We start from the raw sequence: 26,234 nt of genomic DNA on the forward strand, positions 1-26,234 counted from the left end.
AGGTGCAACCCCGCAAGCAGGCTGGGTGCACGCCGCCCCTAGCCGCTTGCCTGCCAGACACCCGAAAGATGGAGCCCATGACCGAACCCGTGCCCTTTGTGGAACCCCGTTTGCGATTTTTTGCCGACCTGCGCGTGGAGGTGGGCGTGCCCCAGGAGGTGGGCCGCACCGTGCACGGCCTGCGTCGGCTCATCCCCATCCTGGGCGGTCAGGCGCAGGGCGATGGCTGGCAGGCCCGGGTGATGCCCGGCGGGGCGGATTTTCAGCTCATCGTGAGCGACACCCTGGCCGAGCTGGACGCGCGCTACACGCTGGAGGCGGATGGCGGCGACTTGATCTATGTGCAAAACCGCGCCGTGCGGTCCGGCCCGCCCGAGCTGATGGCGCGCCTGGTGCGTGGCGAGGTGGTGGACCCGGCTCAGATCTACTTTCGCTGCAGCCCCCAGTTCGAGACAGCGTCTCCCGCACTGCGATGGATCGGGGAGCGCATGTTCACGGGCACCGGTGCGCGGTTTCCCGATGCAGTAGCCATGCGGTTCTGGGAGCTGATGTAGCCGCACAGCAGTCACGCATTTCACTTTTTTTGATGTCCGACAGCACACAACAACACCCTGGAGACCTTGTCATGACTTCTTTTTTCACGCTCACCCGCACCCTGTCCCGCAGCTTCTCCCGTCGGCATGCCCTGCGCAGCGTCTGCCTGGCAGCCACGGTGGTGGCGGGCCTGGCCCCCGCCACTGGCGCCCTGGCGCAGACGGCGGGCTACCCCAACAAGCCGGTGCGCATCATCGTGGGCTTTCCGGCAGGCACCGGGCCGGACATCGTGGCGCGGCTGCTGGCGCAGAAGCTGTCGGAAGGCTGGGGCAACCTGGGCGTGATCGTGGACAACAAGCCCGGCGCCGGGGGCCTGATCGCTGCGACCGAGGCCGCACGCGCCACCCCTGATGGCTACACGCTGATGCTGGGCGAAACTGGACAGCTCAGCATTGCGCCCAGCAGCTACAACAAGCTGCCCTATGACCCGCAGAAGGACTTCGCGCCCGTGAGCCAGGTGGTCACCGCCGACTTCGCGTTGCTCGTCAACCCGCAAAAGGTGCCGTCGCGCAATGTGAAGGACTTCGTGGCCTGGACCCAGCAGCAAAAGGGCCTGTTCCTGGCCACCTTTGGCGCGGGTACCCCGGGGCACTTTGGCGCCTTCATGTTTGGCGAGGCCGTGAAGCTCAAGCCCGAACCGGTGCACTACAAGAACACCACCGACGCGCTGGGCGGCCTGTTCAGCGGTGACGTGCAGGGCGTGTTTGCCAGCGTGGGCCTGGCTGCGCCCAACGTGAAGGCCGGCAAGCTGGTGGCGCTGGGCACCACAGGCGGCACCCGGTCCAACGCACTGCCCGATGTGCCCACCATCAAGGAGCAGGGCTACCCCAGCCTGGAGTTCAACTCCTGGTTTGGCATCGTGGCCCCGGCCAAGACGCCCCCCGAGATCGTTGCCAAGCTGAGCGCCGACATCATCAAGGCCGTGCAGTCGCCCGAAGGCAAGGCCAAGATGGAAGAGGCTGGTTTCCGCGTGACGGGCACCAACCGCGAGGAGTTCGCCCGCATCATCGCGGCCGACACGGTGACCTGGGGCAAGGCCGTGGCCGCCACGGGATTCAAGGCCGACTGAGTCGGCACTGCCCAGTGATTGCCGGGCGCTACGCATTCCACTCGCAGGGCGGCGCCAGGCGATAGCGGCAACGCCGTCCGATTTCCAAAAAATCCGCGCACCTTCCTCAGCGACGCCCTGACGGTCGTCGCCGGGCGTTGCTGCGCCAAAGGTTCAACCCCACAAGACCGATCTACCGAGGAGATCACCATGCCATCCCTTTCGCTGGATATCCCCATCGCGCAACGCGTTGAGCTGCCCGCCGCAGTGCTGCTGCCGTTATTGCTCAGTGCGTGCGGCGGCGGCAACGCTGTGCTGGTGACCGAGAGCGCCAACCCGGCCGCCGCTTGCGCTGCTCTGAGCACCAACGCGCAGCTCAGCAACACCAACTTGTCCACCAGCTATGTGCCACCTGGCACGCGCCGCCCCGGTGGCGCTGCCACGGGCGACTTTTTGCCCGGGCACTGTGTGGTCACGGGTGCCATCAACCCGCGTGTGGGTGTGGATGGCAAGAACTATGCAATCGGTTTTCAGTTGAGCCTGCCCGACCGCTGGAACGGACGCTTTCTGTTCATCGGCGGGGGCGGCAACGACGGCATCCTGCGAGACACCTCGCTCAGCTCCAGCATTTCGGGCGGCACGCCATCGCCGCTGGGGCAGGGCTTTGCGGTGGTGTCCACCGATGCGGGCCATACCGGCACCAGCGCCAGCTTTGGCGCCGACCCGCAGGCGCGCACCGACCATGCCTACAACTCTTACGACAAGACGGCTGTGGCCTCCAAGTCGCTCATCAGCACGCGCTACGGCCGCAAGCCCGACTACTCTTACTTCTCTGGCTGCTCCGGCGGCGGGCGCCAGGGCATGATGTTCTCGCAGCGGTTCCCGGACTACTTTGACGGCATCACCGCCGGAGCGCCCGCTATGCGCGTGTCCAGCGGTGCCACGGTGGCCGCCATGTGGAACACCATCCAGTTCAACGCCATTGCGCCCCAAGACGCCAGTGGCAACCGCATCCTCTCCAAGGCCTTCAGCAACAGCGACCTCAAACTGGTGGCCACTGCAGTCAATGCCACCTGCGACGCGGCCGACGGCGTGGTGGACGGCCTGGCCCAAAACGTCAATGCCTGCAAGGCGTTTGACCCCGCCGTGCTGCAATGCACGGGCGGCAAGACCGACAGCTGCCTGTCGTCCGCCCAGGTGGGTGCGCTCAAGAGCGTGTTTGCCGGGCCCCGCAACTCCGTGGGCAAGGCGCTGTACACCGGCCAACCGTGGGATGCCGGGCTGGCGGCTCCCGGCTGGCGGTCCTGGACGCTGGGTAACTCGACCACGGCCACGCCCGACGCACGCTACATCACACTGATGGTGGATGCCCTGGTCAACGAGTTCTTCACACCGCCGGATCTCTCGTTCAACCCGCTGGCCTTCAACTTTGATACCGACCCCGCACGCATGGCCGCGTACTCTGCCGTCTACGACACCTATGCCGACGACAAACTGGCGGCCTACAAGCAGCGCGGCGGCAAGCTGCTGTTCATCCACGGCATGTCTGACCCGATCTTCTCGGCGTTTGACACGGTGGACTACTACGAACGCCTGGCCGCGAACAACGGCGGCATGGCGGCCACGCAGAACTTTGCGCGGACCTTCCTCGTTCCGGGCATGAACCACTGCTCGGGCGGCCCGGCCACCGACAACTTCGACTCGATCCAGACCATGGTGGACTGGGTGGAGAAAGGCATTGCCCCACAAAGCATCGCGGCCAAGGCGCTGCCCACCAACGCCGACTTCCCCAACCGCACGCGTCCGCTTTGCCCCTACCCGCAGTTTGCCAAGTACAAGGGCTCGGGCAGTGTGGAAGACGCCAGCAGCTTTGTCTGCTCGGCCAGCTGACGCGCGGCCTGAGCGACGCTGCAATAAAGCGGAAAGGGCCCTCGGGCCCTTTTTTGGGTCTGTACACCCGGGTCCTGGGGTCAGCGCTTGACCGTTGAGGACTCCACGGGCGGCGGCAACCGCAGCTGGGCTTGTTGCACCACGCGGATGCAGTCGCGCAAATGCTGCTCGCCCAGGTAGCGCAAGGTGGCGTAGCCAAGGGTGGCCGCGATGGCCTGTCCCGCCAGGGGCACGTACTTGGCTGCCTGCTTGGTGCTCAGGCGCAAACCCACCGTCTGGGTGGCACGGATGACCAGTTCGCGGGTGATGAGCTTGCCGATCAGCACCGAACCCACCAGGCCCACCGCCTTTTGCACTTGCTCCCGCTTTTTCGGGTCCAGCTGGTCGATCTGCTCGGCCGACAGGCCGAACTCGGTATTGATCTGTGGAATCAGGCGGGAAAGCAGGGCAGCATCGACCGCCCAGTCCAGCCCCGGCACCGGGACCACGCTGGCCGCTGCCGCCACCATGGCGCGGCGGTGCAGCAGCTTGCGGGCGCGGCGTACAACCGCGGCCAGTTCAGGGTCTCCAGCGGCCATTTGCAATGAGGTGGGCATGGGTGACAACGTGATGGAGGGTGATAGGACGAAAGTGCGTGATTCAAAGCGCAGATGGCGGGCAGCTCAGCGAGCGGGGCAAGATCCAGGACCTCTCAGGACTTGCCCTTGACCAGGCCGTACACCACCAGCAGAGCGACGGCGCCCAGCACTGATGCAATCCAGCCAGCGCTGTCGCCCTGCGCATACCAGCCCATGGCCATGCCCACGTAGCTGGCCAGAAACGAGCCCGCTACACCGAGCAGCGCCGTCATGATCCAGCCCAGTTTGTCGTCCCCGGGTTTGACGGCACGGGCAATCAAGCCCACCACCAAACCAATCAGCAACATCCCCAGAAGTGACAGCATGTTTTTCCCCTTGATAGTTGGTTCAGACGATAGAGTCACTTTACAGATGGGGCAGTCAAAGCGCTGTCGGACAATGCCCCCTGTCAGCGTCCCCAGGCAAAGCGACGCGGTGGGACGTGGAGTCCCACGGATGCAGGGGGCGTTCAAAAAGGCAGCGCTCAAAGCGGTGCGCATGTAAGTCCATGCCCGATATCTGGTGGTCGGTGCGCGAGCACACGTAGCGCCCGTTCGGCAGGCTGGCCCAAGCCGCCTCGGTGAGCAGGATCTCGTTGGCCGTGGCAATGTCTTCGCCCAATTTGCAGGCGCAGTTCATCTCGGGGCCAAACAGGTCCTCGCGTGCAATCACCAGGGTGGGCCCAAAGCCAATGCCTGCGCTCACGTTCAGCGTCCGCTCGGGCGGTAACACGGTATTCATGGCGCCCAGGGCGCGCAGGGTGTCCAGCGCGGCCTCCAGGGCTTGCTCGGGCGTGGCGAACACCGCAAACAGGTTATCGGCCTCCTGCTTGATGACCTCACCGCCGTTACCTTCGATCGCAGGGCGCGCTGCCTGCTCCATCTGGTGGATCATCGCCAGGAAGTGAATGATGCCGTGGCGCTGGGTGATGCGGGAGAAGCCGCACATGTCCAGCACCAGGATGGCGACACTGCGCACAAACGCCTGTTCAATGGCGGCGTCAATCGCCCCGGTGCCGGCGGTTGGGGTCTGGTTGCGCTCTGACAGCAGGCGCCGGAGATAGCCCTTGTCGTGTGCAGTCGCAGCATCGGGGGGCAGCGCGGGGGTGTGGTGCATGGCAACGCCCTGTGGGTGGTGTCCGACATGGTAGCGCGGCCGGTGCTGGCGCCGCGCAGGTTGTGCCCGGGGCTACAGTGAGGTTCGCAAAGGGTGGTGGGGTGCTTGTCGTACCCACAACTGCCGCAGACTTCTCTCAAGACAGAAAGGTGTACCCACCATGTTCACTATGTCATCCACCCCATTCATTTCATACTCCGTTGCACCGGCTGGGGCCCAGCGCTCGTCATGGAGCCGGTTGGTGGCTCGCCCGGCCGCCGTATTGGTGGCCGCCATGGCCTTGGGCGGTGCGCTGTCGTTTCCCACTGCCGCCCAGGCGCAAAGCGACGAGGCATCCCTGGCGCGCGGTGCCGTGCCTGACACCACGCCGCAGCAGCGCTACCAGTCGGCCATTCGTGAAGCGGGGGGCGGGCTCAAGGTGAGCCTGGAAGAGTGCCGGGCCATGCCGACGGCGGAGCGCAAGCGGTGTGAGTCCGAGGCCCGGGCGCGTTATCAGGCTGACATGGCAGCAGCCAAGGCGCTGCTGCGGGGCGATCCGTCTGCCGGGCCGGTCAATGTGACCGGCGGCCCGATCCGCAGCACCGAGACGGTGTACGTGGTCAAGCCCTGATCACCGCGGCCCGCAAATGAAGGAAGCCGGGAGCGTTTTACGATTTATTTCTGCGCCTGGGGTGCTTGGGCGCTCTCGACACCTTCGCCCGGCGTCACACGGCGCGCGCCGTTGAAGCGGCGTGCCCAGTAGGCGACGCCCATGTCTTCCACCCGGATCTCCGAGCCGCTGCGGGGCGAGTGGATGAACTTGCCGTCCCCCACATAAATGCCCACATGGCTGAAGTTGCGGCGCATGGTGTTGAAGAACACCAGGTCGCCGGGTTGCAGCTCTTTCTTGTCGATGACCTGGGTGGCGGCTGCCTGCTGATCAGCACGGCGGGGCAGCAAAAGCCCCACCGTCTGCTCATAGATAGCGCGCACAAAGCCGCTGCAGTCAAAGCCGGTCTCGGCACTGTTGCCGCCACGCTTGTAGGGCACGCCCAAAAAACCCATGGCGTTGACCACCAGGTCACCCGCGCGGCCTGCTACGGTCTGGGCCTTGTCAGCCACCTTGTGGCTCACGTCTTCGAGTCGGGTAAACAGCCCTTTGTCCGCGAGCAAGCGGTCCATATCGTCAGAATTGGTGCCCTGGGGCGCCGCATGCGCAGCGGTGGCGCAGGCAAGGATGAGGATGCAAAACCATCTGGACATGGGGGCGAAGGGTAACACGGTATGGTTATTTATCAAAAATAAGCATTTTTGCAAGCTGTTGATTTGATTCAGATAAATCGATGGGCGCAGTGTTTTCACAGGCAAAAGCCGCTTGCAAGATGCGCGCCAGACTGGCTTGCCTCCGCCCCGGGTGCGGTCGGTGGCAAGGCTACGGGCCAAAAGGAGCTTGAGAGCATGGGTTGGACTCTAAATCGGCAGGTAGTGCTAGTGAACAAAGCACGGGTAGCTATATTTTTGATAGCAGCCAGTGCGCAAGCAGGCAGCCAGGCCCAAGGCGTACCCGTGCCCCCGCCGGCGGTGTCGCTGGTGACGGTGGCCACCGGCCTGGTCCACCCCTGGGCGGTGGCCTTTTTGCCGGGCGGGCAGTTCTTGGTGACCGAGCGGCCGGGGCGCCTCCGCGTGGTCAGCGCGACGGGACAGGTGGGGCCTGCGCTGGCGGGAGTGCCGCAAGTGGCGGCAGGCGGGCAGGGCGGCCTGCTGGACGTGGTGACCGACAACGACTTTGCCCGCAACCGCCGCATCTACTTCTGTTTTGCCGAGCCCGCAGCGGGTGGCGCGGCAGGCAACAGCACGGCGGTGGCGCGCGCCACCTTGTCGGCCGACGCCAGCAGCCTTCAGGAGGTGCGCGTCATCTTCAGCCAGCGGCCCAAGGTGGAGAGCGCGCTGCACTTTGGCTGCCGCATTGCCCAGGCCAGCGACGGCAACCTGTTTGTGGCGCTGGGCGAGCGCTACCACCGCAAGGACGACGCCCAAAAGCTCGACAACCACCACGGCAAGGTCATCCGCATCACGCCCGACGGAGCAGCGCCGCCCGACAACCCTTACGTGAAGCAGCCCGGCGCCTTGCCCGAGATCTGGAGCTACGGCCACCGCAACCCCCAGGGCGCCACGATGGGCCCCGACGGCAAGCTGTGGATGCACGAACATGGCCCGCAGGGCGGTGACGAAATCAATCTGCCCCAGCCCGGGCGCAACTACGGCTGGCCCGTCATCACCTACGGCGAGAACTACGGCGGCGGAAAGATGGGCGAGGGCACGGCCCGCTCCGGCATGGAACAGCCACTGCACCACTGGACACCGTCCATCGCCCCCTCGGGCATGGCGTTTCTGACCAGCACGCGCTACGGCGCGGCGTGGCAGGGCAGTTTGTTCGTCGGGTCGCTCAAGTTCGGCACCCTGCACCGGCTGGAAGTGTCTGGCGGCAAGGTGCAAAAGGAGGAGCGGCTGTTGCAAGGCAATGGCGAGCGCATCCGCGACGTACGCCAGGGGCCAGACGGCTTGTTGTACCTGCTGACCGACAGCCCGCAGGGACGGTTGCTGCGCTTGCAGCCCGCTGCGGCCCCATGACCGGTTTTGCTTGATGCAGGTCAAGCAAGCCCGGAGATGGGTGACCGAACCGGCGGACCCGGGGTGATCCCGCAGGCTGGGCGCGTATTTTCGGTATAGGCTGGCGCGATGCATGCTGAGCCCACCACCTCTTCCCCTGCCACGCCCTCCGCTCCTCCTGCGGCCTCGGTCAATCCGGGCACCGCGCCCGACGATCTGGCGAGCACGCCGGCCCGGTCCCAGCTGGCCCTGCGCCGTGTGGCGATCGACACCTGGCGAGAAAACGTCGCCTACCTGCACCGCGACTGCGCCGTGTACCGGGCCGAGGGCTTCCAGGCGCTGTCCAAGATCGAGGTGCGCGCCAACGGCCGCCGCATCCTGGCCACGGTGAACGTGGTGGACGACCCTGCCATCGTGGGCTGCCACGAGCTGGGCCTGTCGGAAGACGCGTTTGCCCAGCTCGGCGTGGACAACGGCCATACCGTGTCGGTGGCCCAGGCAGAGCCACCCGAGTCCATGGGCGCGCTGTTCCGCAAGATTGCCAGCGAGCGCCTCACGCGGGAGGACTTCGGCGCCATCGTGCGCGACATTGCCGACCACCGGTATTCCAAGATCGAACTCACCGCCTTTGTGGTGGCTTGCCACCGCAACGAGCTGGACCGGGAGGAGGTCTTCTTCCTGACCGATGCCATGGTGGCCAGCGGCCGGCGGCTGGACTGGCACGAACCGCTGGTGGTGGACAAGCATTGCATTGGCGGCATCCCCGGCAACCGCACCACCATGCTGGTCGTGCCCATCGTGGCGGCGCACGGCATGTTGTGCCCCAAGACCTCGTCCCGCGCCATCACATCCCCCGCAGGCACGGCCGACACCATGGAGGTGCTGGCCAAGGTAGAGCTGCCACTGGAGCAGCTGGCCGATATCGTGCGCGACTACCGAGGCTGCCTGGCCTGGGGCGGCACGGCCAACCTGTCGCCCGCCGACGATGTGCTGATCTCGGTGGAGCGGCCGCTGTCCATCGACTCTGCCGGGCAGATGGTGGCGTCCATCCTGTCCAAAAAAGTGGCTGCCGGTGCCACGCACCTGGTGCTTGACATTCCCATCGGCCCCACGGCCAAGGTGCGCTCCATGCCCGACGCACAGCGCCTGCGCCGCCTGTTTGAATATGTGGCGCGGCGCATGGGCCTGTCGCTGGACGTGGTCATCACCGACGGCCGCCAGCCCGTGGGCAACGGCGTGGGCCCGGTGCTGGAGGCGCGCGACGTGATGCGCGTGCTGCAGAACGACCCGCGCGCGCCTGACGACCTGCGGCAGAAGGCGCTGCGCCTGGCCGGACGCCTGATCGAGTGCGACCCTGATGTGCGCGGCGGCGACGGCTACGCGATTGCGCGCGACATCCTTGACTCCGGCCGGGCGCTGGCGCGCATGAACGCCATCATTGCCGCCCAGGGCAGCACGGGGTTTGACCACAACCACCCGGCACTGGGTGTGCTGACGCTGGACGTGGTGGCGCCCGCCAGCGGCGTGGTGGCGGGCGTCGACAACTATCAGATCGCCCGCGTGGCCCGGCTGGCCGGGGCGCCCAAGGTGCCGGGCGCCGGGGTGGACCTGATGCACAAGCTGGGCGACACCGTGGCGGCGGGCGACCTGCTGTACCGCGTGCACGCCAGCTACCCGGCGGACCTCGAGTTTGCGCGCCACGCGTGCGAACGCGACAGCGGCTACCGGCTGGGCACGGCCGACGAGGTGCCGCGCGTGTTTGTGGAGTTCTGACCATGACACCGCCCGAAGCCCCCTGTGTGCTGTATTTCGATGACGAAGCCGCGCCTGCGCTGCGCCTGGCGCAGGCCGCCGGTTTGCCTGCCCAGGCCATCGAACGCCACCGTTTTCCCGATGGCGAACTCAAGCTGCGCCTGCCGGTGAACGAGACCACTGGCCGCCTCCCACGGCACGCCCTGCTGCTGCGCAGCCTGCACCAGCCCAATGAAAAGCTGGTGGAGCTGCTGCTGGCCGCACGCACGGCCCGCCACCTCGGCGTGCAGTACCTCACGCTGGTGGCGCCGTACCTGGCCTATATGCGGCAAGACATCGCCTTCCACCCCGGTGAGGCCGTGAGCCAGCAGGTGGTGGGCGGGTTCCTGGCAGGGTTGTTCGATGCCGTGATCACGGTGGACCCGCACCTGCACCGCATCGAGCGGCTGGAGCAGGCCATCCCCGTGCCGCAGGCCGTGGTGCTCAGCGGTGCCGAGCCGCTGGCCGACCTGATTGCCCAGCGCCGCCCGAATGCTTTGTTGGTGGGGCCCGATGGCGAATCCGCCCAGTGGATCGCCCAGGCCGCCGCGCGCCACGGCTTTGACCATGCCGTGTGCACCAAGGTGCGCCATGGCGACCGCCACGTGGCCATCGAACTGCCCGCGCTCAACGCCCAGGGGAGGGCGGTGGTGCTGCTGGACGACATGGCCAGCACCGGCCGCACGCTGGCGCTGGCCGCGCGGCTGCTGCTGCAGGCGGGTGCCGCCTCGGTGGATGTGGCGGTGACGCATGCGCTGTTTGCGGGCGATGCGCTGCAGGTGCTGCACGAAGCCGGGGTGGGGGAGGTGTGGAGCACGGACTGCATCCCGCACCCGAGCAACGCCGTGCCCATGGCCGGGCCGCTGGCCACCGCGCTGCAGTCCGTCCTTCGCACCTGAAAACCCCGGCTCGGGCTGCGACAATGCGCCATTGCCTTCCACGCTGCGCCCGCACAGCGATTCAACGAACACAGAAACGGTCCCACCATGCTGCTTGACGCCACCGAATCCCAACTCGTCCTGGTCGATTACCAGGAGCGCCTGATGCCCGCCATCCACGAAGGCCCCGCCGTGCTGGCCAACGCCCGCCGCCTGGCCGAGATCGCCCGCATGCTGGATGTGCCCGTGTGGGGCACCGAGCAAAACCCCTCGCGACTGGGCGCCAACGACGCCGCGCTGCGCGCCCTGTGCCAGAAGACCCTGGCCAAGATGCACTTCAGCGCCGCCGAAGAAGGCCTGGGGGAATGGCTGCGCCCTCCCGCCAAGCCCCAGGGCGGCAACGCGCGCAGCCTGCCCAAGCACCTGCAAAAGCCCGCACCGCTGGCGGCAGAGCGCGGCACCATCGTGATTGCCGGGTGCGAAGCCCATGTCTGCCTGCTGCAGACCGCGCTGGACCTGATCGACGACGAGTTTGAAGTGTGGGTGGTGACCGACGCCTGCGGCTCGCGCACCGAACGCAACCGCGACGCCGCCTTTGACCGCCTGGCCGGCGCAGGCGCCGAGCTGGTGACCACCGAGATGGTGGCGTTTGAATGGCTGGGCAGCTGTGAGCACCCGGCGTTCAAGGACGTGCTCGGGCTGATCAAATAGCGCTTTTCAAGCCAAATTGGCTGCTAGTTCACGATTTTCATGCTCTGGCAGCTATCAAAATAATAGTGATTGATGCAGGTTCCGGTCAGGCGAAGTAGGGCTTTGCCAGCTTGACTGCCAGGCCCACCAGGGCACAGCCGCCCAGCAGCGGCATGACGCCCAGCTTGAAGCGGAACAGTGCCACCAGCGCACCCACGGCGATCACCGCCGACACGGCATCGAAGTGGCCGCCAAATCCTTGTGGCCACAGCAGGTGGTAGGCAAAAAACAGCGCCAGGTTCAGGATCACGCCCACCACAGCAGCCGTGATGGCCGACAGCGGCGCCGTAAATCCCAGCTTGCCGTGCGTGGCCTCCACCAGCGGGCCGCCTGCCAGGATGAAGATGAATGAGGGCAAAAAGGTCACAAAGGTCACGACCGTGGCCGCAGCCACGGCGCCTGCAAAGAGGGCGTCCGGCCCCCACACCTGCTGCAGCCAGCCGCCCACAAAACCCACAAACGCCACCACCATGATCAACGGGCCAGGGGTGGTCTCGCCCAGTGCTAGGCCGTCAATCATCTGCGGGCCGCTGAGCCACTGGTAGTGCTCCACCGCGCCCTGGTACACATAAGGCAGCACGGCATAGGCGCCCCCAAAGGTGAGCATGGCTGCCTTGGTGAAGAACCATCCCATCTGCGTGAGCGTGCCTTGCCAGCCCTGGGTAGCCACCAGCAGGCCCATGGCGGCGAGCCACAGCGCCAGCCCCGCCGCCAGCACCTTGACCAGGTGGACGCGAGAAAAGCGCGCATGGGCAGGCGTTGGCGTGTCGTCGTCGATCAGCGCGGGGCCATAGCCCTTGTGGGCATTGGCATGGCCGCCCCCCAGTGCAAACACGGCGGGCCAGCGTTGCGCGCCAAAGTAGCCGATCAGCGCGGCCGCCAGCACGATGGCGGGGAAGGGCGTGTGGAACGCGAAGATCGCCACAAACGATGCGGCAGCGATGCCCCACATCCAGCCGTTCTTGAGCGCGCGGGTGCCGATGCGGTGCGCGGCATGCAGCACCAGTGCCGTTACGGCGGGCTTGATGCCGTAGAAGATGCCCGCCACCACGGGCACATCGCCAAAACGCAGATACACCCACGACAGCCCGATCAGGATGAACAGCGAGGGCAGCACAAACAGCGCCCCCGCCACGATGCCGCCCCAGGTGCGGTGCATGAGCCAGCCGATGTAGGTGGCCAGCTGCTGCGCCTCGGGGCCAGGCAGCAGCATGCAGTAGTTGAGGGCGTGCAAGAAGCGGTTTTCGCTGATCCAGCGGCGGCGTTCCACCAGCTCGGCGTGCATGATGGCGATCTGGCCTGCAGGCCCGCCGAAGCTGATGAACCCGAGCTTCAGCCAGAACAGAAAAGCGTCGCGGAACAGGACGGACGTGGGGGCAGGGGACGGTGCTGGGTGCATGGTCCGGGAGTGTGACAGGCCGGTATGACGTTTGCCGACATATCAATATGCCTGCTGCATCTGGAGCCATGGATGACGAGGCAGAGGGTTGGCTGCGTCAGTTTGCCGCAAGCCCGTCATGAATAATTATGAATTCAAAACCTGCTGTCCTGGCAGGGCGAGAGAGATGCCGAGGAGACACCCACAATGACCGCACACAGCACCTACGCCGACTTCTACCGCCAGTCCATCGACCACCGAGACACCTTCTGGAGCGAGCAGGCGAAGTTGATCGACTGGAAGACGCCCCCGCAGCAGGTGTGCGACTACAGCAACCCGCCGTTTGCGAAATGGTTTGTGGGCGGCACCACCAACCTGTGCCACAACGCGGTAGACCGCCACTTGGCCACGCGCGCCAGCCAGGCGGCACTGGTGGCGATATCGACAGAAACCGACACCGAACGCAGCTACAGCTTTGCCGAATTGCATGCCGAGGTGCAGCGCATGGCGGCGGTGCTGCAAGGCCTGGGCGTGAAGAAGGGCGACCGCGTGCTCATCTACATGCCCATGATTGCCGAGGCCGCGTTTGCCATGCTGGCCTGCGTGCGCATTGGCGCTCTGCATTCGGTGGTGTTTGGCGGCTTTGCCTCGGGCTCGCTGGCCTCGCGCATCGAAGATGCCGAGCCAGTGGCCGTGGTCAGCGCCGATGCCGGGTCGCGCGGTGGCAAGGTGGTGCCGTACAAGCCGCTGCTGGACGAAGCCATTGCGTTGTCCAAACACAAGCCCAGCGCCGTGCTGATGGTGAACCGGGGCCTGGCCCCCATGCACTTGCAGGCAGGCCGCGACCACGAATGGGCGCCGCTGCGAGAGCAGCACCTGAACACCGTGGTGCCCTGCGAATGGGTCGAATCCACCCACCCCAGCTACACGCTGTACACCAGCGGCACCACCGGCAAGCCCAAGGGGGTGCAGCGCGATACCGGCGGCTACACGGTAGCGCTGGCGGCAAGCATGAAGCACATCTTTGACGCCAAGGCGGGCGATGTGTACTTTGCGACCAGCGACATCGGCTGGGTGGTGGGCCACAGCTACATCGTCTACGGCCCGCTGATCGCGGGCATGACCACCATCATGTACGAAGGCCTGCCCACGCGGCCCGATGCGGGCGTGTGGTGGAGCATCGTCGAGAAGTACCAGGTCACGCACATGTTCTCGGCCCCCACGGCGGTGCGGGTGCTGAAGAAGCAGGACCCGGCCTATCTGGCCAAGTACAACGTGAAAAGCCTCAAGGCCCTGTGGTTGGCGGGCGAGCCGCTGGACGAGCCCACGGCCCAGTGGATCAGCGACGCGCTGGCCGTGCCCATCATCGACAACTACTGGCAGACCGAAACCGGCTGGCCCATCCTGACCCTTGCCAACGGCGTGCAGCAGCAGACCACACGCTTCGGCAGCCCCGGCAAAGCCATGTATGGCTATGGCGTGAAGCTGATCGACGAGGCCACGGGCGAAGAACTGACCGGTGCCAACCAGAAGGGTGTGGTCGCCATCGAAGGCCCGCTGCCCCCCGGCTGCATGCAGACGGTGTGGCGCGATGACGCCCGCTTTGTGAACACCTATTGGAAGAGCATCCCCGGCCGCCTCATCTACAGCACGTTTGACTGGGGCATCCGCGATGCCGACGGCTACCACTTCATCCTGGGCCGCACGGACGATGTGATCAACGTGGCCGGCCACCGCCTGGGCACGCGCGAGATCGAGGAGAGCATTGCCTCCCACCCCAACATTGCCGAAGTGGCCGTGGTGGGCGTGGCCGACAGCCTGAAAGGCCAGGTGGCGATGGCGTTTGCCGTGGCGCGCGATGCGTCAGGGCTTACCGATGACGCTGCACGCCTGAAGCTCGAAGGCGAGGTGATGAAGCAGGTGGACCACCAGCTGGGCGCCGTGGCGCGGCCGTCGCGCGTGTACTTTGTGACCGTGCTGCCCAAGACCCGCAGCGGCAAGCTGCTGCGCCGCGCGCTGCAGGCCGTGGCCGAGCGGCGCGACCCGGGCGACCTGACGACGATGGAAGACCCGGCCGCGCTGCAGCAGGTGAAGGACCTGGTGGGCTGAGTTCAGGCCCGCCCGGGCCGGCGGGTCACTGCAGTGGCCTGGCAACAAATGCCTGTTTACCCTGCCGGTCAAACCCCGCCTGCTCGTAAAAGCGCAGGGTGTTTTCGTCCTTGCGGCCCGTCATCAGCATGACCTTGTAGCAGTGCTCCCGCCAGGCATGGGCCAGGGCGTGCTGCAGCAGCGCATGCCCCCAGCCCTGGTCGCGATGGGACGAGTGCGTCACGACGTTCTCGATGACGCCGTAGGGACGGCATGCACGCGTGAGATTGGGGATGACGGTCAGCGTGCAGGACGAGACCAGCGCACCCTCATCCCACCCACCAAAGTACCGAATGCGTGGGTTGGCGAGCGCCTCGGCCCACACGGTCCGCACCTCGGGGAGTGGGGGCAGCGGGTCGTCTTGCGCGTGCAGGTGGGTGTACAGACTGAGCAGGGGGGCCAGGTCTTCGGCGCTGAGTTCACGGATGTTCAAGGCCAGCCTCCAGGGGGCGAAGAATATGCTTGGTTGCTACCAAAATGATAGCTTCTGGTGCATACGATACTAGCGCCTGGCAAGGTTTTAATGCTACAAAACCGGCCGGTTCCGCTGCCACCCCGCAGGCGGCTGCCAGGTGGGCGTCCAGCCGATAAAATCCTCCAGCGGCATGGGCCGGGCAATGCAGTAGCCCTGCGCCTGCAGGCAGCCCAGCTGCAGCAGCATCTGCCCCTGTTCGACGGTTTCCACTCCTTCGGCGATCACCCGGTAACCGAACGAGCGTGCCAGGCCGATCACACCCTGCACGATGGCCAGATCCCCCGGATCGCCCATCATGCCGTGCACAAAGCTCTGATCGATCTTGAGCGTGTCCATGGGCAGGCGGCGCAGGTAGGTCAGCGACGAATAGCCGGTGCCAAAGTCGTCCAGCGCCACCGTCACGCCCATGGCGCGCAGGGCGTTCAGGGTGTCGGCGACGGCGCTCAGGTCGTACAGGGCGGCGCTTTCGGTGATCTCGATCTCGACCAGGTGCGCGGGCACCCGGGGGTGGCGCGCCAGACAGCCGGCCACCCAATCGGCAAAGTCTGGTTGCTGCAGGTGCTGGGCAGCAATGTTGATGCTCAGCGGCATGGGCATGCCCCGGTCCTGCAGCTGCTCCAGCACCGTGAGCGCGGCCTCTGCCACCCATTCGCCAAAGCCGATCTCCAGATCGGTGCCCTCCAGCAGTGGCAAAAATTCGCCGGGAGGCACCAGGCCGCGCTCGGGGTGCTGCCAGCGTGAGAGCACTTCGGCGCCCACCACCGTGCCACTGCGCATGTCCACCTTGGGCTGCAGGTACAGCATGAACTGGGCTTGCGCCAGTGCCTCGCGCAGGTAGTGCCCCTGCGCGCGCAGCAGCTGCAGGGCGCGCTCCTGGGCGGCGTCAAACTGGTGGAAGCGGTTGCGCCCCGCCTGCTTGGCGGCATACATGGCCTGGTCTGCATGGCGCAGCAGGGTGTCGGCGTCGGCGTCGTCCTGCGGGAAGATGGTGTAGCCGATGCTGGCCGTGACGACCACGCGCTCGGTGTCCAGCGTGTAGGGGGCCGAAACGCTTTCCATCACGCGTTCCAGCATGCGTTCGCAGTCGCTCACCGAGCCGAGGCCAGGCATGAGGATCACGAACTCGTCGCCTCCCAGCCGGGCCACCGTGTCCAGCGGCTGCAGTGCGCGCGTGAGCCGCCCGGCCACCACCACCAGCAAGCGGTCGCCCGCCCCGTGGCCCAGGCGGTCGTTGACGGGCTTGAAGCCGTCCAGGTCGAGGTAGGCCACACCCAGCTGCTTGCCGGTGTCACGGGCCTGGGCCATGCATTCCTGCAGCTTGCGCGCCAACAACACCCGGTTGGGCAGTCCGGTGAGGGCGTCGTACAACGCCAGGCGCTGCAGCATGACCTCCTGCTCGCGCTGGGGGGTCACGTCGATGGCCACACCGAGCATGCGGGCCGGGCGGCCTTGCTCGTCAAAGCCCACGATCTTGCCCAGGTTGCGCACCCAGCGCACCGGCTCGTTGGGCTGGTTCAGCCGCCAGGTGGCGTCAAACGGGGTGCCGAGGTGGGCGGTGTGGCGCGACAGCTCGGTGGTGATGCGGTCGATGTCGTCTGGCGCAATGGCCGTGGTCCATTGCACGGCCGCCGAGGTGTCGCCGGTCACCGGCAGCCCGCGCATGGCACGCCAGCGGCGGTCGCCCGTGACCAGGCCGGTCTGCAGGTCCCAGTCCCACAGTCCCAGCGATGCGGCGGAGATGGTGAGCGACAGCAGGGCCTCGCGTTCACGCACCTGCACCTCGTTGCGCTTGCGGTCGGTGATGTCGTGCACCGAGAACAGCCAGCAGGGCTCGCCATCAAACTCGGTGGCGCGCATGGACTGCAGCACGGTGCGCCGGGGACCATTGCGCACGTTCAGCGTCACTTCGTAGTCGCTGAGGTGGCCGGTCTGGCTGACCTGCTCCATCAGGCGCTGGCGGTCTTCGGCGGTGAAGATGCCCAGCTCCACTGCGGTGCGGCCAATGGCTTCCTCGCGGGGAATGCCCAGCATGTCGACCCAGGCGGGGTTGAGGTCCACATAGCGGCCATCGCTGCGGTGCGACAGGCCCATGGGGTAGGGCATGAGATGGAAGATGCGCGAGAAGCGCTCCTCGGACTGGCGCAGGCGCTGCTCGGCACGCTTGGCTTCGTCGATGTCCTGCATCACGCCGCGCACCCTGACCACGCGGCCGTTCTCGATCACCGGCTCGCCCCGGGCGCGCACCCAAAAAAGATGGCCGTCGGCGTGATAGACCTCCATCTCCATGCTCCACTCAGCGCGTGAACGGATGCTCTGGCAGAATTTTTCGCGCAGCGGCTCGCGGTACTGCGGGGCCACATGGCGGTCGATGTAGTCGCTGGGGGGCGGCTGGTTGGGTGACAGGCCGTGGATGTCAAAACACACGTCCGACCAATACACCAGGCCGCGGCCACGCTCGTCCTCCCATGCGCCCAGCCGGGCCAGTCGGCCGGCTTGCTGCAGCTGGTTGTAGAGCGCCCGAAGTTCGTCGCTGGTGCGTTGGGCTTCGGTCATGTCGTGGAAAACGAAAACAAAGCAGTTTTCGCCATTCACAAGCACAGAGCGTGCCGACATCAGGCCCGGAACCTGCACCCCCTTGCTTTGCGCAACCAGGGGCAACCGGTCCACCTTGCCTTCTCGCTGGTAGGTGTCCAGCAGCCGCTTGCGCTCGTGCTCGTTGGCCCAGATGTGCAGCTCCGACGAGGTGCGGCCCAGGACCTCCTCGCGCGTGAAGCCCAGCAGCTCGCAGAACGCCGGGTTCACATCGATGTAGCGCCCGTCGGCTATGCGGGTGATGCCTGCCGGGTCGGGCAGCGTCTGGTAGAAGGTGGTGTATTTGGCCTCAGCGGACAGCAGGGCCTCCTCGGTCTCGCGGTGGGCGGTGATGTCCACGTCCATGCCGATCAGGCTGGCCGGGCGCCCCTGCGCATCGCGCCGGGCGACGGTGCCGCGGGACATCAGCCAGCGCCACCGCCCCTGGGTGTCCATCACGCGGAACTCGGCCTCGTAGCTTTCCTCCAGCCCGTCCATGGCACGGGCCAGCTTGGCGGCATTGCGTTCAGCGTCCAGCGGGTGACGCCGGGCGTACCAGCGCTGCCAGAGGTCGGGCGACTGCAAGTCGGCACTGGTAATGCCATAGGCCTCGTAAAACCGGCCATCACAGAAAAACCGGCGTTCGACCACGTCCCATTCCCAGCGGCCGCCGCCCAGGGCGTCCAGCGCCAGGCGCAGCTGGTGCTCCTGCTGGCCCAGTGTCTGCTGGATCTCGTTGCGCGCCAGCTCGGCGCGGGCCCGGCTGGCAATCACCAGCCAGCCAATCCCGAGCATCAGCACGCCAGCGCCATGGTGCCAGTGCATGTTGCTGGTGCCTTCAGGGGCCGTGCTGGTGGCCGTTGTGACCAGCGAAACCACGAGCGGCAGTGTGAGGGTCAGTCCGGCCAGTGGCGCCCAGTCGGGCCAGGCCCAGCGCTGGCCCAGGCTGCGCCACGCCCAGCCGGTAGCCAGCGCGCCGCCCAGAACGGTGGTGGCGGGCCAGACGGCCGAGGTGTCTGTCCAGAGCGCGGCCTGCAAGGCCAGCACGGCGGTGATGGCCGCCGCCGGCACGCCAAAAAACAGCGCCACGAACGCCGTGGCGGTGGGGTAGGCCACGATGTGGAGTTCCGGCGCATTCCATCGCAGCGCCTCGAAAGCTGCGATGGAGACCAGCCCGCCCGCCACGCCCAGCAGGATCAGGGTGCGCCGGGACGGGTGCAGAGACTCCTGCGGCGACAGCCAGACCGGCACCAGCAGCAGCAGCATGAGGGCAGTGCCCGCCAGCAGCGTGTTGTTACCCATGGTGTTTTCCCTGGGTGGTCTGGTCGCTGAAGCGGTCGGCTGCGGGTCTGGAACGTGGCGGACAAGCCAAAAGAAGGAGCGGGTGCATGTCGCGACCTGTGCCGCATGTGGCCTTGCTCAGAAGGCATGCACCCGATAAAAAAACCATCCGCCAAGTTTAGGCCTGTTCTGAGGTGGGCCGGGCGGGCCGCAGCGTCCTGATAAGTCCGGTTGACAACAAAGTGCCGCACACGATCACCAGCGCGCAGCCCACCATCCACGGCGTGATGGTCTCGCCCAGGAACAGCGTGCCATACAGCACAGCGAACACCGGGGTGATGAAGGTCACGGCCAGCGCGCGGCTTGGGCCCGCGTGCTCGATCAGGCGAAAGTACAGGATGTAGGCAATGCCGGTGCACAGCACGGCAATGGCCAGGATGGCCGCCCAGGCGCGTACACCGGGCATCTGCGCCGGCCACAGCCACAGCGTGGGCAAGGCCAGGCCCAGCGCGGCGCCCAGCTGGCTGCCGGCGGCCGTGGCCAGCGGCGGCAGCCCCGTGAGGTGGCGCCGCGCAAAACTGGCCGACACGCCATAGAACGCCGACGCGAGCAGGCAGGCCGCAATCGCCCAGTGGGCGTGGTCGGTCTTGAACCCGGTGCCGGCAGGTGCGCGCCAGGCCAGCAGGGCCACGCCCACAAAACCCAGTGCCAGCCCCACCCAGCGCAGGCGGTTGATGCGGTCGCCCAGCCACACCCAGGCGATGAGCGCACCAAACAGCGGCACCGTGGCGTTGAGGATCGAGGTCAGACCCGTGGCGATGTGCAGCACCGCCCAGGAAAACAGCGAGAACGGAATCGCCGAATTGATGACCCCCGCAAACAGGATGGGCCGCCAATGCTGGCGCAGCGCAGGCCAGTGGCCCTGGCGCAGCATGATGGGCCACAGGAACACCGTGGCCAACGCCACCCGCAGGCCGGCGGTGGGCAGGGGACCAAAGTCGGACGCACCCAGGCGCATGAACAGGAACGACGCGCCCCAGAGTGCGGCCAGCAGGATGAATTCGCCGATCCAGGTGGAGACGGGCCGGGTGGCGGGGCTGTTCATGCGGTGGCTTTCATGGGATGGGCTGCGGCGGCCAAAAGGGGTGCATTCTCCAGCGTCAGCAAAGCCCTCTTGCGATCGAGGCCGCCTGCATAGCCCGTCAGACTGCCGTCGGCACCCAGCACACGGTGGCAGGGCACCACCACGCTCAGCGGGTTGCGACCCACGGCGGCACCCACGGCCCGCACGGCGCTGGGGTTGCCCAGCTGGCGGCCCAGCGTGCCGTAGCTGATGGTCTGGCCCCGGCCAATCTGCAGCAGCGCGCGCCACACCGATTGCTGAAATGCCGTGCCCCCCGACAGGTCCAGCGGCAGGTCGAAATGTTGGCGCTGCCCGCCCAGGTATTGCTGCAGCTGGTGGGCGGCTTCTTGCAACACAGGGTGGTCGCCAGGGGCCAACGCCCAGGCCTCGGAACCGTGCAAGTGGGCGGTGGGCTCGTGGCGCTGGCCTTCAAACCAGACGCCCGACAAGCCGTTGGGGGAAGCGGCCAGCCGCACGGGCCCCAGCGGGGTGTCGGCCCGTGCCTGCACGGTGAAAGAGTGGAACTGCATACTGAGAGGTCTTGAAAGAGTGGGAGAGGCCGTTTTTGGTCGAAATTGGCACCATGCGCTAGTGTTTATTGCCTGGTGTGCTACTGTTTTGATAGTGTCTGAGCATCTGTAGGCTGAGCCGCTCCGGCACTGCTGCCACCGGCAGCCCAGGCGCGCAGCACCGCGTAGCTGCGCCAGGGGCGCCAGGCCTGCGAGGCCTCTTGCGCGGCGCGTGCGGGGTTCTTGTGCTGCTGCACCCCCAGCGCCTTGTGCAGCGCTACGTCCCCCGCCGGGAAGGCGTCGGGCCAGCGCAGCACCCGCATGGCGATGTACTGCGCCGTCCAGTCACCAATGCCGGGCAGGGCGCACAGGGCGGCGGTGGTGCTCGGCACGTCGGCTCCCGCGTGCAGGGGCAGGGTGCCGCTGTCCACCGCGCGGGCCAGTGCCACGATGGCCGCTTGACGCTGGCGCACGATGCCCAGCTGGCCCAGCGTGTCGCCATCGGCGCAGGCGAGGGTGGCTGCGGTGGGAAACAGCCGGTGCAGCCCGGGCCAGGGCGTGGCGATGGGTTCACCCAGCCGCTCCACCAGCCGCTGGCCCAGTGTGCGCGCGGCCGCCACGGTGATCTGCTGGCCCAGCACGGCGCGCACGGCCAGCTCAAAGCCGTCAAACGCTCCGGGCACACGCAGGCCATCACCCTCCGGAAAGTGCGGGTGCAGCACGGCGTTGATGGCTGCGGGGTCGGCGTCCAGGTCGAGCATGGCACGCACACGGCGGATGACGAGCGGCAGCACGGGGTACAGGCTGTCGCTGGTCTGCAGCAGCACCTGGTGGCGCGCCAGGTCAAAACGGGCACTCAGCCAGCCGGTGGTCTCCTGCGGCAGGCCGGTGCAGGTCCTGGCCAGCCGCACGGTGCGGCGCAGGCCGGGGCCGTCCGCACCATGCACCACGCACTCCACGCCATGGAACTGCCGCTTTTCAAAAAAGGCCAGCAACGCCGCCACGTCCAGTGGTGGCCGCCACGCCAGGCGCACGGCGCTGGTGCGCCCCGCACCCGATGCGGCGCTGCCACCACCGTTGCGCCGCAGCTGGGTGGGGTTGAGCCCGTAATGCCCCACAAAGGCGGCATTGAAGCGGCGCACGCTGGCGAACCCGCTGGCCAGTGCGACCTGCGTCACGGGCATGGCGGTGTCGGTGAGCAGCTGCTTGGCCGTGAGCAACCGCCGTGTCTGCAGATATTGCAGCGGCGATACGCCCAGGGCCGCCTCAAAAATGCGGCGCAGATGCCGGTCGCTCACGCCCAGCCGCTCGGCCAGGCGGGCCACGGTGGCGCTGCCCTCGCCGGGTGCGGCCGGTGTGGGCCAGAGGTCGGGCGCGTCCAGCAGGCGCACGGCTTGCTGCACCAGAATGCCGCTGGCGTCCTGCACCGACCACACCATCGCCTGGGGGGCCAGCTCCGGCCGGCAGCGCAGGCAGGGGCGAAATCCGGCGCTTTCGGCCTGCGCCGCCAGCGCAAAAAACCGGCAGTTCTCGCGCCGGGGTGTGCGCACGGCGCAGACGGGGCGGCAGTAGATGCCGGTGGAGGTCACTCCGGTGAAAAAATGCCCGTCAAACCGCGCGTCGCGCGCCTGCAGCGCCAGGTAGCGGCCTTCGTCGGATGCCACATCCGTGGCGGTGTACGAGGGGGGGGCGGTCGGGGTCATGGGCCAGATCATAGGAGCCTGGCTTCGCACCACTGGCCGTTTTCGGACCTGTGCCTTTGGCAAGGGCAGGGCGCACGTCTGAGGCATCGACTGACAATCACCCCCAGGGCCGCCGCCTACAATGCAGCGGACTTTTCAACCCCATCACGAAAGGCCCCCCTGCGTGCAACAGACCCCCGCCATCTTCAAAGCCTATGACATCCGCGGCATCGTGCCGTCCACCCTGAACGAAGACGTGGCCTTGGGCCTGGGCCGGGCCTTTGGCACCGCAGCACGCGCGGAAGGGCAGACCACCGTGGCGGTGGGGCGCGATGGGCGCCTGTCCGGCCCCGCGATGTCGGCGGCGCTGATCCGGGGGCTGGTGGAGGCGGGCATCGAGGTGATCGACGTGGGCCTGGTCACCACGCCGCTGCTCTACTTTGCGGCCAGCACGCTGTGCACCAGTGGTATCCAGGTCACCGGCAGCCACAACCCCAAGGACTACAACGGCTTCAAGATGGTGCTGAACGGCCGCGCCATCTATGGCGATGAGATCCAGGGCCTGCGCCGCACCATGGAGCAGGAAAGCTGGCAGCTGGTGGCCGGTGGCTCGGTCCGCCACGTGGATGTGCTGCCCGCATACCGCGAACGCATTGTGGGTGACGTGAAGCTGGCCCGGCCGCTCAAGATCGTGGTGGACTGCGGCAACGGCATTGCCGGCGCGTCGGCCCCGGCCATCTTCCGCGCCCTGGGCTGTGAGGTGATCGAGCTGTTCTCGGAGGTGGACGGCAACTTCCCCAACCACCACCCCGACCCGAGCAAACCTGAAAACCTGCGTGACCTGATCGACGCCCTGAAGGCCAGCGATGCCGAACTGGGCCTGGCCTTTGACGGCGACGGCGACCGCCTGGGCATTGTGACCAAGGACGGCACCAACATCTTCCCCGACCGCCAGATGATGCTGTTTGCGCAAGACGTGCTTTCGCGCGTGCCCGGCGGCGAGATCATCTTCGACGTGAAGTGCACCCAGCGCCTGGCGCCCGCCATTGCAGCGGCCGGTGGCGTGCCGGTGATGTTCAAGACCGGCCACTCGCTGATCAAGGCGCGCATGAAGGAGACGAACTCTCCCCTGGGTGGCGAGATGAGCGGCCACATCTTCTTCAAGGAGCGCTGGTACGGCTTTGACGACGGTACCTATGCCGGCTGCCGCCTGCTGGAGATCCTGAGCCGCAGCAGCGACCCGAGCGCCGTGCTGAACGCGCTGCCCACCAGCTTTTCGACCCCCGAGCTGAATGTGGCCTGCGCCGAGGGCGAACCGCACCGCCTGACAGCCGAGCTGCAGGCCCTGGCCGTCGAAACCTTTGCCGCCCCCGCCGCCATCAGCACCATCGACGGCCTGCGCGTGGACTGGCCCGATGGCTTTGGCCTGATCCGCGCCAGCAACACCACGCCCGTGCTGGTGCTGCGCTTTGAGGGCCACACCCCCGAAGCCCTGGCCCGCATCGAGGCTGCCATGCTGGCGCTGCTGCACCGGGTCAAGCCCGACGCCCATGTGGGCGCAGCCAGCCACTGACATTGCCTGCCGCACGCCCGATGCTCTCGCTCTCCACCCCCCTGTGTGTCGCCGCCGCCCAGACGCCGTCGGCGCCCGGTGATCTTCAGCGCAACCTGCAAACGCACCTGGCCTGCGTGCGGGCCGCTGCCCATCAGGGCGTGCAACTGCTGCAGTTCCCGGAGCTGTCGCTCATCGGCTACGAGCCTTCGCTCATGGCCGACCATGTGCTGACGGCCGACCACCCCGTGCTGGCAGCCTTGCGCCAGGCGGCCCAGAGCCATGGCATGGCGCTGGTGGTGGGTGCTCCGGCAGCGCCGGTGGAGGCAGGCGCACGGCCCGCCATTGGAGCCTGGCTGCTGGGGCCGGATGGCAGCGTGGCGCTGTACCGCAAGCGCCATCTGCACGACAGCGAAGAGCAATTTGCCAGCGCGGGCACGGACGACGCGCAGGTGCAACTGGTGGCCGGCGAGCCCACGGCACTGGCCGTGTGCGCCGACATCACCCATCCCGAGCATGCCCAGGCGGCCCGCGGGGCGGGCGCAGCCCTGTATGCGGCGGGCGTGCTGATCTCCGAAAAGGCCTATGCGGCCGAATCGGCCATGCTGGAAGGCTACGCGCGTGACCACGACATGGCGGTGCTTGCCGCCAACTACAGCGGCACGTCCGGTGGCTACATGAGTGCGGGGCGCAGCGCCTTCTGGGCGCCCGGTGGCCGCTGTGTGGTGGCTGCGCCGGGTGACGCGCCCTGCATCGTCTGGGCACAGCGCAGCGACAGCGGCTGGGCGGGTGGTGTGCTGAGCCTGTCTGTGCCCGCATGAACGCCGCGCGGGCCCTGTATTCGCTGCTGACCTGGAGCGCGCAGCCGCTGCTGCGCCGCAAGCTGCGCCGCCGTGCGGTGGCCGAGCCGGGCTACGCCTACGCGGTGGGCGAGCGCTTTGGCCGCTACCCGGCCCCCATCGACAGCCTGATGCCCCACAGCAGCACCGACCCGCTGGGGCGGTTTGTGTGGGTGCATGCCGTGTCGCTGGGCGAAACCCGGGCCGCCGCCATTTTGCTGGCCCAGTTGCGTGAACAGCTGCCAGGCATGCGCCTGTTGCTCACCCACGGCACCGCCACAGGGCGAGCCGAGGGCGAAAAGCTGCTGCTGCCGGGCGATGTGCAGGTGTGGCAGCCCTGGGACACGCCGGGCGCCGTGGGTCGGTTTTTGCGCAAGTTCCGCCCGGCCATCGGCATCCTGATGGAAACCGAGGTGTGGCCCAACCTGGTGGCGGGCTGCCGGCACCGGCGCATTCCGCTGGTGCTGGCCAATGCGCGCTTCAACGAGATATCGCTGCGCAAGGCGCAGCGCCTGTCAGCGCTGGCACGGCCTGCGTATGGCGGCCTGACGGCAGTCTGGGCCCAGACGCAGGAAGACGCCACGCGGCTCGCGGCCATGGGCGCGCCGGTGCGTGGTGTGCTGGGCAACCTCAAGTTTGATGTGGTGCCCGACGCACAGCTGCTGGAGCGGGGCCGCGAGTGGCGCACGCGCACCGGCCGCCCGGTGGTCTTGCTGGCCAGCAGCCGCGAGGGCGAGGAGGCCATGTGGCTGGAGCAGATCCAGAAAATACGGAAAAAATCGCCCCAAGCGCTAGTGGATCATGCCTTGGCAGCTATCAATAGTGAAGCATCTGACGCTGATCTGCCCCCCGTGCAATGGCTCATCGTGCCGCGCCACCCGCAGCGGTTTGACGAGGTCCACCAGCTGCTGCAGCGGGCCGGCCTGTTGGTGTCGCGCCGCAGCACCTGGGCTGCGGCACCTGCGGCCGCTGACGTGTGGCTGGGGGACTCGATCGGTGAAATGGCGCTGTATTACGGCCTGGCCGATGTGGCTTTGCTGGGCGGGAGCTTCGCCCCACTGGGCGGCCAGAACCTGATCGAGGCCGCTGCCTGCGGTTGCCCCGTGGTGCTTGGCCCGCACACCTTCAACTTTGCCGAGGCGGCCGAACTGGCGTGCGCGGCGGGGGCAGCACAGCGGGTGCCCGACCTGGCACAAGGAATGGCACAGGCTGCAGCGCTGGCGGGGGACGCCCGCGCCCATGAACAGGCCAGCGAGCGGGCCACCCGGTTCGCGGCCACGCACCGAGGGGCTGCGCAGGCCACGGCGCGTGCGATTGTGGCGCTGGTGCAGCCCGAGGGCGGCCTGCACTAGGCTTCAGCAATTCATGCACGGGATGCACCCCGGCGCGGGGTGCAAGGCCCC

The 26,234-nt window shown here is 67.2% G+C and carries 22 protein-coding genes; 12 read left to right on the forward strand and 10 right to left on the reverse strand.

Annotation, left to right across the window (positions count from 1 at the left end):
• Positions 1-77 precede the first annotated feature (77 nt).
• The 3 genes from AC04MI_RS04870 to AC04MI_RS04880 all read left to right on the forward strand — a co-directional run bounded on the left by AC04MI_RS04870 (position 78) and on the right by AC04MI_RS04880 (position 3,532).
• Positions 78-554 (forward strand): DUF3237 domain-containing protein, encoded by a 477-nt coding sequence (locus tag AC04MI_RS04870; RefSeq protein ID WP_436077252.1) that lies wholly within the window; start codon positions 78-80, stop codon positions 552-554.
• A gap of 71 nt (positions 555-625) precedes the next feature.
• Positions 626-1,663, forward strand: a complete 1,038-nt coding sequence (locus AC04MI_RS04875) for a Bug family tripartite tricarboxylate transporter substrate binding protein (RefSeq protein ID WP_436077253.1) — start codon at positions 626-628, stop codon at positions 1,661-1,663.
• Between the two features lie 189 nt (positions 1,664-1,852).
• Positions 1,853-3,532, forward strand: coding sequence for a DUF6351 family protein (locus AC04MI_RS04880; protein WP_436077254.1), 1,680 nt, complete (start codon positions 1,853-1,855; stop codon positions 3,530-3,532).
• Positions 3,533-3,612: 80 nt separating this feature from the next.
• On the opposite strand, the gene AC04MI_RS04885 is transcribed toward AC04MI_RS04880, so the two are convergent.
• The 3 genes from AC04MI_RS04885 to AC04MI_RS04895 all read right to left on the reverse strand — a co-directional run bounded on the left by AC04MI_RS04885 (position 3,613) and on the right by AC04MI_RS04895 (position 5,265).
• Positions 3,613-4,128, reverse strand: a complete 516-nt coding sequence (locus tag AC04MI_RS04885; RefSeq protein ID WP_056065019.1) for a hypothetical protein — start codon at positions 4,126-4,128, stop codon at positions 3,613-3,615.
• 95 nt (positions 4,129-4,223) lie between these two features.
• Positions 4,224-4,475 carry a GlsB/YeaQ/YmgE family stress response membrane protein gene (locus AC04MI_RS04890; RefSeq protein WP_056062936.1) on the reverse strand — a complete coding sequence of 84 codons (252 nt, stop codon included), beginning with the start codon at positions 4,473-4,475 and terminating at the stop codon, positions 4,224-4,226.
• A 55-nt stretch (positions 4,476-4,530) separates the two neighbouring features.
• On the reverse strand, positions 4,531-5,265 hold the full coding sequence (locus AC04MI_RS04895; protein WP_436075133.1) for an adenylate/guanylate cyclase domain-containing protein: 735 nt from the start codon (positions 5,263-5,265) through the stop codon (positions 4,531-4,533).
• Positions 5,266-5,434: 169 nt separating this feature from the next.
• On the opposite strand from AC04MI_RS04895, the gene AC04MI_RS04900 reads away from it, so the two are divergent.
• The gene (locus AC04MI_RS04900; RefSeq protein WP_436077255.1) at positions 5,435-5,875 is read left to right on the forward strand and encodes a hypothetical protein; all 441 of its coding nucleotides are present in this window, start codon (positions 5,435-5,437) and stop codon (positions 5,873-5,875) included.
• 44 nt (positions 5,876-5,919) lie between these two features.
• On the opposite strand, the gene AC04MI_RS04905 is transcribed toward AC04MI_RS04900, so the two are convergent.
• Positions 5,920-6,507, reverse strand: a complete 588-nt coding sequence (locus AC04MI_RS04905; RefSeq protein WP_056062930.1) for a C40 family peptidase — start codon at positions 6,505-6,507, stop codon at positions 5,920-5,922.
• Between the two features lie 195 nt (positions 6,508-6,702).
• Between AC04MI_RS04905 and AC04MI_RS04910 the strand changes: the two genes are divergently transcribed.
• The 4 genes from AC04MI_RS04910 to AC04MI_RS04925 all read left to right on the forward strand — a co-directional run bounded on the left by AC04MI_RS04910 (position 6,703) and on the right by AC04MI_RS04925 (position 11,234).
• Positions 6,703-7,875 (forward strand): PQQ-dependent sugar dehydrogenase, encoded by a 1,173-nt coding sequence (locus AC04MI_RS04910; RefSeq protein ID WP_436077256.1) that lies wholly within the window; start codon positions 6,703-6,705, stop codon positions 7,873-7,875.
• Between the two features lie 222 nt (positions 7,876-8,097).
• The gene (locus tag AC04MI_RS04915; RefSeq protein ID WP_436077519.1) at positions 8,098-9,627 is read left to right on the forward strand and encodes a thymidine phosphorylase family protein; all 1,530 of its coding nucleotides are present in this window, start codon (positions 8,098-8,100) and stop codon (positions 9,625-9,627) included.
• Positions 9,628-9,629: 2 nt separating this feature from the next.
• Positions 9,630-10,544 (forward strand): ribose-phosphate diphosphokinase, encoded by a 915-nt coding sequence (locus tag AC04MI_RS04920; protein ID WP_436077257.1) that lies wholly within the window; start codon positions 9,630-9,632, stop codon positions 10,542-10,544.
• 87 nt (positions 10,545-10,631) lie between these two features.
• Positions 10,632-11,234: an isochorismatase family protein gene (locus AC04MI_RS04925; protein ID WP_056062923.1), complete on the forward strand. Its 603-nt coding sequence runs from the start codon at positions 10,632-10,634 to the stop codon at positions 11,232-11,234.
• An 85-nt stretch (positions 11,235-11,319) separates the two neighbouring features.
• Here the strand turns inward: AC04MI_RS04925 and chrA are convergent, their stop codons facing one another.
• The gene (gene chrA / locus AC04MI_RS04930) at positions 11,320-12,672 is read right to left on the reverse strand and encodes a chromate efflux transporter (protein WP_436077259.1); all 1,353 of its coding nucleotides are present in this window, start codon (positions 12,670-12,672) and stop codon (positions 11,320-11,322) included.
• A 186-nt stretch (positions 12,673-12,858) separates the two neighbouring features.
• On the opposite strand from chrA, the gene AC04MI_RS04935 reads away from it, so the two are divergent.
• Complete coding sequence (locus AC04MI_RS04935; RefSeq protein WP_056062917.1) at positions 12,859-14,760, forward strand: propionate--CoA ligase; 1,902 nt, start codon at positions 12,859-12,861, stop codon at positions 14,758-14,760.
• A 25-nt stretch (positions 14,761-14,785) separates the two neighbouring features.
• Here AC04MI_RS04935 and AC04MI_RS04940 read toward each other — a convergent pair whose 3' ends face one another.
• The 5 genes from AC04MI_RS04940 to AC04MI_RS04960 form a co-directional block, all read right to left on the reverse strand.
• Positions 14,786-15,232 carry a GNAT family N-acetyltransferase gene (locus AC04MI_RS04940; protein ID WP_108497005.1) on the reverse strand — a complete coding sequence of 149 codons (447 nt, stop codon included), beginning with the start codon at positions 15,230-15,232 and terminating at the stop codon, positions 14,786-14,788.
• A gap of 93 nt (positions 15,233-15,325) precedes the next feature.
• Complete coding sequence (locus AC04MI_RS04945; protein WP_436077260.1) at positions 15,326-19,147, reverse strand: EAL domain-containing protein; 3,822 nt, start codon at positions 19,145-19,147, stop codon at positions 15,326-15,328.
• Positions 19,148-19,304: 157 nt separating this feature from the next.
• Positions 19,305-20,231, reverse strand: coding sequence for a DMT family transporter (locus AC04MI_RS04950; RefSeq protein WP_099730309.1), 927 nt, complete (start codon positions 20,229-20,231; stop codon positions 19,305-19,307).
• Complete coding sequence (locus tag AC04MI_RS04955; RefSeq protein WP_436077261.1) at positions 20,228-20,779, reverse strand: methylated-DNA--[protein]-cysteine S-methyltransferase; 552 nt, start codon at positions 20,777-20,779, stop codon at positions 20,228-20,230. The genes AC04MI_RS04950 and AC04MI_RS04955 overlap by 4 nt, the downstream gene beginning before the upstream one ends.
• 80 nt (positions 20,780-20,859) lie before the next feature.
• Positions 20,860-22,461 carry a DNA-3-methyladenine glycosylase 2 family protein gene (locus AC04MI_RS04960; protein WP_436077262.1) on the reverse strand — a complete coding sequence of 534 codons (1,602 nt, stop codon included), beginning with the start codon at positions 22,459-22,461 and terminating at the stop codon, positions 20,860-20,862.
• A gap of 163 nt (positions 22,462-22,624) precedes the next feature.
• Here AC04MI_RS04960 and AC04MI_RS04965 point away from each other — a divergent pair, with 163 nt between their 5' ends.
• The 3 genes from AC04MI_RS04965 to AC04MI_RS04975 are packed head-to-tail and all read left to right on the forward strand — an operon-like array spanning position 22,625 to position 26,183.
• Positions 22,625-24,013, forward strand: coding sequence for a phosphomannomutase/phosphoglucomutase (locus tag AC04MI_RS04965; RefSeq protein ID WP_436077263.1), 1,389 nt, complete (start codon positions 22,625-22,627; stop codon positions 24,011-24,013).
• A gap of 20 nt (positions 24,014-24,033) precedes the next feature.
• Positions 24,034-24,813 carry a carbon-nitrogen hydrolase family protein gene (locus AC04MI_RS04970; RefSeq protein ID WP_436077264.1) on the forward strand — a complete coding sequence of 260 codons (780 nt, stop codon included), beginning with the start codon at positions 24,034-24,036 and terminating at the stop codon, positions 24,811-24,813.
• Positions 24,810-26,183 (forward strand): 3-deoxy-D-manno-octulosonic acid transferase, encoded by a 1,374-nt coding sequence (locus AC04MI_RS04975; protein ID WP_436077265.1) that lies wholly within the window; start codon positions 24,810-24,812, stop codon positions 26,181-26,183. The genes AC04MI_RS04970 and AC04MI_RS04975 overlap by 4 nt, the downstream gene beginning before the upstream one ends.
• Positions 26,184-26,234 lie beyond the last annotated feature (51 nt).

The sequence above is a fragment of the Acidovorax sp. LjRoot204 genome, from assembly GCF_056175785.1.